The following is a 6,570-nucleotide window of genomic DNA, read 5'->3' on the forward strand; positions in this document are numbered from 1 at the left end:
TGGAGTGCAATCCTCAGTGGTAAATCTGATGAAGCAGACGCTTACAATCAATGTTACTCAGACAGCCGCAGATACGATAGCCAGTCAGATTGAAACGATTGTTCATAGCCATGAGCCAGATGTGGAAGTTCAGGAAGAAACCGTTATGAATGTTACAAAGAGTTATTCGTTAAAAGGGTTGGACTGTCCGAATTGTTCCGCAAAAATTGAAAAAGAAGTCGGAGAGTTGGATGGAGTGCAATCCTCAGTGGTAAATCTGATGAAGCAGACGCTTACAATCAATGTTGCTCAGACAGCCGCAGATACGATAGCCAGTCAGATTGAAACAATTGTTCATAGCCATGAGCCAGATGTGGAAGTTTCTGAAATTGTACAGGAATCTTATATACCGGAAAAAAAGCAGGAGACCAATGAATCCTATAACAATGAGGATAAGAAGTTGACAGTTCGTTTAGCGACTGGTGCAGCAATCTATGCCATTGGTATGGCATTGACTGTTTTTGCGAAAGTGCCACTGCCTATCGAGTTAGCTTTTCTCATTGTTTCTTATGTTATTCTTGGTGGAGATGTTGTATGGCAGGCTGTGAGGAACATTTCAAAGGGGCGTGTATTTGATGAACATTTTTTGATGAGTGTTTCTACGATTGGGGCTTTTGTCATTGGTGAATATCCAGAAGCAGTTGCTGTTATGCTATTCTATCAGGTAGGTGAATTTTTTCAGTCATTGGCTGTTAAGCGTTCCAGAAAATCTATATCAGACTTAATGGATATACGTCCAGATTCTGCTACAGTAAGAAGAAATGGGGAATTGATTACCATATCTCCAGAAAATGTCTCCATTGGTGAGATTATTATTGTAAAGCCTGGTGAAAAAATTCCATTAGACGGTGTGGTATTGGATGGAGATTCTATGCTGGATACAAGCGCCTTAACAGGAGAATCAGTTCCGAGAAGTGTTCATAAAGGAGACGAAGCACTTTCCGGTTGTATGAATCAGACGGGTGTCTTAATGATTAAGACAACAAAAGCATTTGGTGAATCTACGGCTTCAAAGATTATTGATCTTGTGGAAAATGCGTCAAGCCGAAAAGCACCAACAGAAAATTTTATTACTACATTTGCACGTTATTATACACCTGTGGTTGTAATCTTAGCAGCTTTTCTGGCGATTCTGCCACCGATCATTCTTGGCGGAGGCTGGACAGAGTGGATTCGCAGAGGATTTGTTTTCCTTGTGGTATCTTGTCCATGTGCATTGGTTATTTCAATCCCGCTGACTTTCTTCGGCGGCATTGGTGCAGCATCTAAACGAGGTGTTCTTGTAAAAGGAAGCAATTATTTAGAGGCACTTAATAATGTCAGCGCTATTGTGTTCGATAAAACCGGAACACTTACAAAAGGTGTTTTCAATGTGACGGATATTTTGCCTGCAAATGGATTTTCAAAAGAACAGGTTCTGGAGTATGCGGCAGAGGCAGAGAGTTTTTCTAACCATCCTATTGCAAAATCCATTCTTGCTGCTTATGGAAAAGAAATTGATCAGTCAGTGATTTCTGATTATAAGGAAATTTCAGGATATGGAATCAGTGTAATGGCAGGGGAAAAGAAAGTTTTTGCTGGCAATACGAAACTTATGGATACAGAATGTATAGAGTACACAACCTGTGAAAACGCAGGTACAAAAGTTTATTTGGCGGTAGATGGTCAATATGCAGGATGTATTTTGATAACAGATGAAGTGAAGCCGGACAGTAAAAAAGCAATTTCTGACCTGAAACATATCGGCGTGGAAAAAACAGTCATGCTTACCGGTGATGATGAAAAAATTGGGAAGTCCGTTGCAGAAGAATTGCAGTTGGATGAATATTATGCACAGCTGCTTCCTGACCAAAAAGTGGAAAAGGTTGAGCTTTTAGATAGTAAAAAGAGACCGGGAAGCAAATTGGCTTTTGTTGGTGATGGTATCAATGACGCTCCTGTCCTTGCCCGTGCAGATGTTGGTATTGCAATGGGTGGGCTTGGTTCGGATGCGGCCATTGAAGCAGCAGATGTAGTTCTGATGACAGATGAACCGTCTAAGCTGGTGGACGCGATTGAAGTAGCAAAAGCGACAAAACAGATTGTCATGCAGAATATAGTGATTGCTCTTGGGATTAAAAGTGTGTTCCTGATTCTTGGCGCTCTTGGTATTGCGGGAATGTGGGAAGCTGTATTTGGTGATGTAGGCGTTACCATAATTGCTGTTTTGAACGCAATGAGAATTTTGAAAGAATAGGAAATGAGGTGGGAATGTGAAACGAAAACTGATTCTGTTAGTTGTTACGATTGTTTTTCTTGTAGGTTTTGGTGCCATTTTACATTCACCGCCTTCTATGATTGATGCAGTCACAGGAGCAACACCGAAGTCAAAAAAGGCGGCTCAAGCCTCCGCACAGTTGGAAGGCTCTTATGTTCTCGGTATTAATATGATGTCAGATGGTCTCGACAACGAGAACACCCGGAATAAATTAAAAGAATTGGCACTGGACGATTCGGAAACAAATGAAACAGATCTCATGAAAACGGACATTAGTTTTCGGTTATATGTATCTGAGACGGATTATCTGCTTGTCAGTTATGCTAAGAAACTCTGTGACAGATTGAAACAGGCCGGTTTTTCCGTAGATCTGAAAGAGTACAGTAACACAATGATGCTATCAAGAGTGGTAAGTGGAAAGTATGATGTATTCCTGGCATCGGATGATTTTATTGACGTTACAACGTTATCACAGATGGACTATATGATCATGGACAGCGAAGAAATGAGGTGAGCGGGAATTTATGAGAAAATGGAATACGATTTTGTCTGTTTTAATGCTTCTCATTTTTATGATTCATGGAATCATGGGAAGCTTTATGCTGAACGGAGTTGGAAGTAGTGCAGGGAAACTTCTTGCATGGATTGGTGTTGGTATTCTTGTTGTGCATACGGTGATTGGTGTCATCCTGACAGTTCAGAGTTTACAGACAGTGAAGCAATCCGGAAAAATGTATCTGAAACAGAACGCCATATTCTGGGCGAGACGAGCCAGTGGGCTGGCAATACTGATCCTGCTGTTCTTCCATATTGGCTTGTTTGGAAAGGTGCAGAATGGGACATATATTTTGTTCCCTTTTACAACGGTAAAGATGGTAACTCAGCTTTTGTTCGTGGCGGCAATCTTTGTTCATATTTTTATCAATATCCGCCCATTGCTCGTATCGCTGGGAATCATCAGTTATAAAGAACGAAGGGGTGATATTTATTTGATTCTTTCGGTGCTCCTTCTGTTTATAGCGGGCGCAGTTATTTTCTATTATATTGGGTGGCAATATCTATGAGTAAGACAATTATTATTATAGGTGCTGGACTGGCAGGACTTTCAGCGGCTTTGCAGGCAGCGGAAAATGGATGCAATGTAAAACTGGTTTCCTCCCTTCCGTCAGAGCGGGCACAGTCTGTTATGGCGGAGGGCGGTATCAACGCAGTTTTGAATACAAAAGATGAAAACGACAGTCCCGAAGAACATTTTACAGATACAATAAAGGCAGCATGTGGTCTGGCAGATCCAAATGCAGTTTGGGGAATGACACAGGCAGCACCGGAGCTGGTGCACTGGCTGCTAAAACTTGGAGTTAAATTTAACATGAGTGGCTATGATGATGTGGATCTGCGAAATTTTGGCGGGCAGAAAAAGAAACGGACTGCTTTTGCACAGAGCGATACCGGGAAGCAGATCATGACAGCTATGATAGACGCTGTTCGCAGGAAAGAAGCATCTGGTATGGTAGAACGGTTCAGCCATCATTCTTTCCTAACACTTCGTCTGTGTGGCAATATTTGTTGTGGCTGCGTAATCAGGGATGAATACAGTCAGGAGACTGTGGAATTACCGGGGGATGCGGTTATTGTTGCCACCGGTGGTATGCACGGATTGTTTGGAAATACAACGGGTTCGCTGAGCAATACAGGAGAAGTCACCGCAGAATTGTTCCGGCTTGGTGTTCCTCTGGCAAATGGCGAGATGATCCAGTATCATCCGACAACTGTGAAATGTGGTGGAAAACGCATGCTCATCAGCGAGGCGGCCAGAGGGGAAGGTGGCAGGTTGTTTGCCATGAAAGATGGAAAACAATGGTATTTCATGGAGGAAAAATACCCGGAGCTTGGAAATCTGATGCCACGAGATATTACCGCCAGAGAGATATGGAAGGTCAGCCATGAATCAGAGGTATTTCTTGACATGACGGAAATATCGGAGGAGATTATTTCAAATAAGCTATCTGGTCTGGCAGACGATTGTATGACCTATCTGCATAAAGATATACGAAAGGAACCGGTGTCTGTTTTACCGGGAATTCACTATTTTATGGGAGGCATTCTGGTGGATGAGCAGCACAGAACGCCGATTCAGAATCTTTGCGCTGCCGGAGAATGCTGTGCCCAATATCATGGTGCCAACCGTCTTGGTGGAAATTCTCTGTTAGGAGCGTTATACGGAGGACGTGTTGCGGCAAAATCAGCATGCGAACAGGCAGATGTAGTAGATCTATCTTGTGCGACACAGATAGATTTTCCACCAGCGTCCCAAATTTCAGAAATAAAGCAATTAAACAAAGTGATGCAGGAGACTATGGGCGTTGTCAGAAATGAGAATACGTTGTTAAATGGGATTCAAACGGTACAAGCGCTGACAGGAAATCTTCCATTGCTTGGCATGGCAGTTCTAAAGAGTGCTCTTGCAAGAAAAGAAAGCCGTGGTGCACACTGGCGGGAGGATTATCCGAAGAGCAATGACGATGATTATCTTAAAACAACGGTAGCCAGATTTGATGGAAAGCAGATACAGATTTCCTTTGTACCTGTTCCAGAAAGGCGGTGATTCACTTGGTATATAAAATAAGAATCAGGCGGCAGGAGAGTCAGAAAGCAGACAGTTATTGGCAGGAATTTGAGTTTGACGGAAGCAGAAACAGCTCTGTTGCCACTGTTCTAAAGGAATTGAACAGTAGAACCCCTTTGAAAGATAACTCAGGGAATATAGTTACTCCCATCAGCTGGGAATGTAGCTGTATGGTGCGAAAATGTGGGGCTTGCGCCATGCTGATTAACGAACGTCCGAGGCTGGCATGCTCTACATTTCTACATACGTTAAAAGGTTCTACAATTACCTTGGAACCTTTAAGCAAATTTCCGCTTGTAAGAGATTTGATCGTTGACCGGTCAATTCTGTTTGAAAATTTGAAAAAACTGAATCTTTGGCTTGAAAGTGAAGCTTATATGAATCCGTGGACACATGAACCGAGATACCAGTCGGCACGCTGTCTGATGTGTGGCTGCTGCCTTGAAGTGTGTCCTAACTTCTCTGCAAATGGGACTTTCGCAGGCGCTGTTGCTGCAGTCAACGCATTTCGGATTCTGAATGAAGAACAGGAAAGCACTCATTTGAATGAGATTTCTGCTGAATATAAGAAGAAATATTTTGAGGGATGCGGGAAGTCGTTATCTTGTCATGATATTTGTCCGATTGGTCTGCCTGTGGAAGAACTGCTTGTAAGGTCGAATGCAGCGGCTGTTTGGGGCAAATAAAATGGATGATAAAAGCTATAATGAATGTATGAAGAGAATCAAAAACTTGATTCTCTTTTTTAAAATACATACATTGACAAATATCTATGTATATATTATATTGAACATAGACAATGATCAATGTGAGGTGTCAATATGAATGCAATGGATGTGGCTTTGATATGCAAGGCTTTGGGCGATGCGAACCGGCTGGAAATTGTACAGATGTTGTCGGATGGAGAAAAGTGCGGGTGTAAACTTTTGGAAAGATTTGAAATTACCCAGCCAACTTTATCCCATCATATGAAGATATTGGTAGGATGCGGCCTTGTGAATGATCGTAAGGAAGGAAAATGGCATCACTATTCTTTGAATTGTGAGACATTGATGAATTACAAACACTTTATAGAATCCCTTACTTGCCTTGGATGCGGTGACGGGGATTGTTGTAAATAATTTAAGGAGAGCAGATATCATGAAAAAAGAATCAAATTCAGGAATTAGTTTTTTCCAGCGTTACCTGACTGTAACCTGCCAAACATCAATCTGGGGCAGTTGCAGATAATTCTCGCAGCAGCGGGCTTACTTTCTGTATTAGCAACGGTTGGGATTGTATTCTGCAAATATTGTTCTCATCGTATCAAATCTCCTTATCGTTAAATCAATCATTTGTTGCAAAAATCAGAAGCATTTCAATCAGTTCACCATGTCACTTTTATTTTGTGTTATACTGTTTTATAGGATTTTCTTGCCCTTGTATTTGCCCTTATCAGAGTTCGTAAACACTGGTGGGACAATATAACACAAGGGAAACAATAAGGGAAAGTTCACCAGTGATAAATTCAGTGTTTTAAAGAGTTTGCGGAGAATTTAATAACAAAATATAACAGTTATTAAATCTCTTAAAACAGGTGAAATCTCAATCGGGATTTATAAAGGAGAATATTGATGAAACTATTTTTATGTTCGCATTTTTCAAGTGT

General features: G+C 41.6%; 6 protein-coding genes. All 6 read left to right on the forward strand.

Translation table 11 applies throughout. The features are described from left to right. The coding region (locus LI112_RS17410) for a heavy metal translocating P-type ATPase (protein ID WP_273701132.1) at positions 1–2,275 on the forward strand (2,275 nt) is incomplete at its 5' end. Positions 2,276–2,291: 16 nt separating this feature from the next. Beyond that, positions 2,292–2,810: a hypothetical protein gene (locus LI112_RS17415; protein ID WP_227191171.1), complete on the forward strand. Its 519-nt coding sequence runs from the start codon at positions 2,292–2,294 to the stop codon at positions 2,808–2,810. A gap of 10 nt (positions 2,811–2,820) precedes the next feature. After that, the gene (locus LI112_RS17420; RefSeq protein WP_227159987.1) at positions 2,821–3,360 is read left to right on the forward strand and encodes a pilus assembly protein PilX; all 540 of its coding nucleotides are present in this window, start codon (positions 2,821–2,823) and stop codon (positions 3,358–3,360) included. Next, positions 3,357–4,901, forward strand: a complete 1,545-nt coding sequence (locus LI112_RS17425) for an FAD-binding protein (protein WP_227191172.1) — start codon at positions 3,357–3,359, stop codon at positions 4,899–4,901. The genes LI112_RS17420 and LI112_RS17425 overlap by 4 nt, the downstream gene beginning before the upstream one ends. Further along, positions 4,898–5,608, forward strand: a complete 711-nt coding sequence (locus LI112_RS17430) for a 2Fe-2S iron-sulfur cluster-binding protein (RefSeq protein ID WP_330362826.1) — start codon at positions 4,898–4,900, stop codon at positions 5,606–5,608. The genes LI112_RS17425 and LI112_RS17430 overlap by 4 nt, the downstream gene beginning before the upstream one ends. Positions 5,609–5,743: 135 nt before the next feature. Then, on the forward strand, positions 5,744–6,043 hold the full coding sequence (locus LI112_RS17435; RefSeq protein ID WP_005330972.1) for a metalloregulator ArsR/SmtB family transcription factor: 300 nt from the start codon (positions 5,744–5,746) through the stop codon (positions 6,041–6,043). The last annotated feature ends 527 nt before the right edge of the window (positions 6,044–6,570 follow it).

The organism is Blautia sp. 210820-DFI.6.14 (assembly GCF_020558815.1).
GTDB classification, from domain to species: Bacteria; Bacillota; Clostridia; order Lachnospirales; family Lachnospiraceae; genus Blautia_A; species Blautia_A obeum.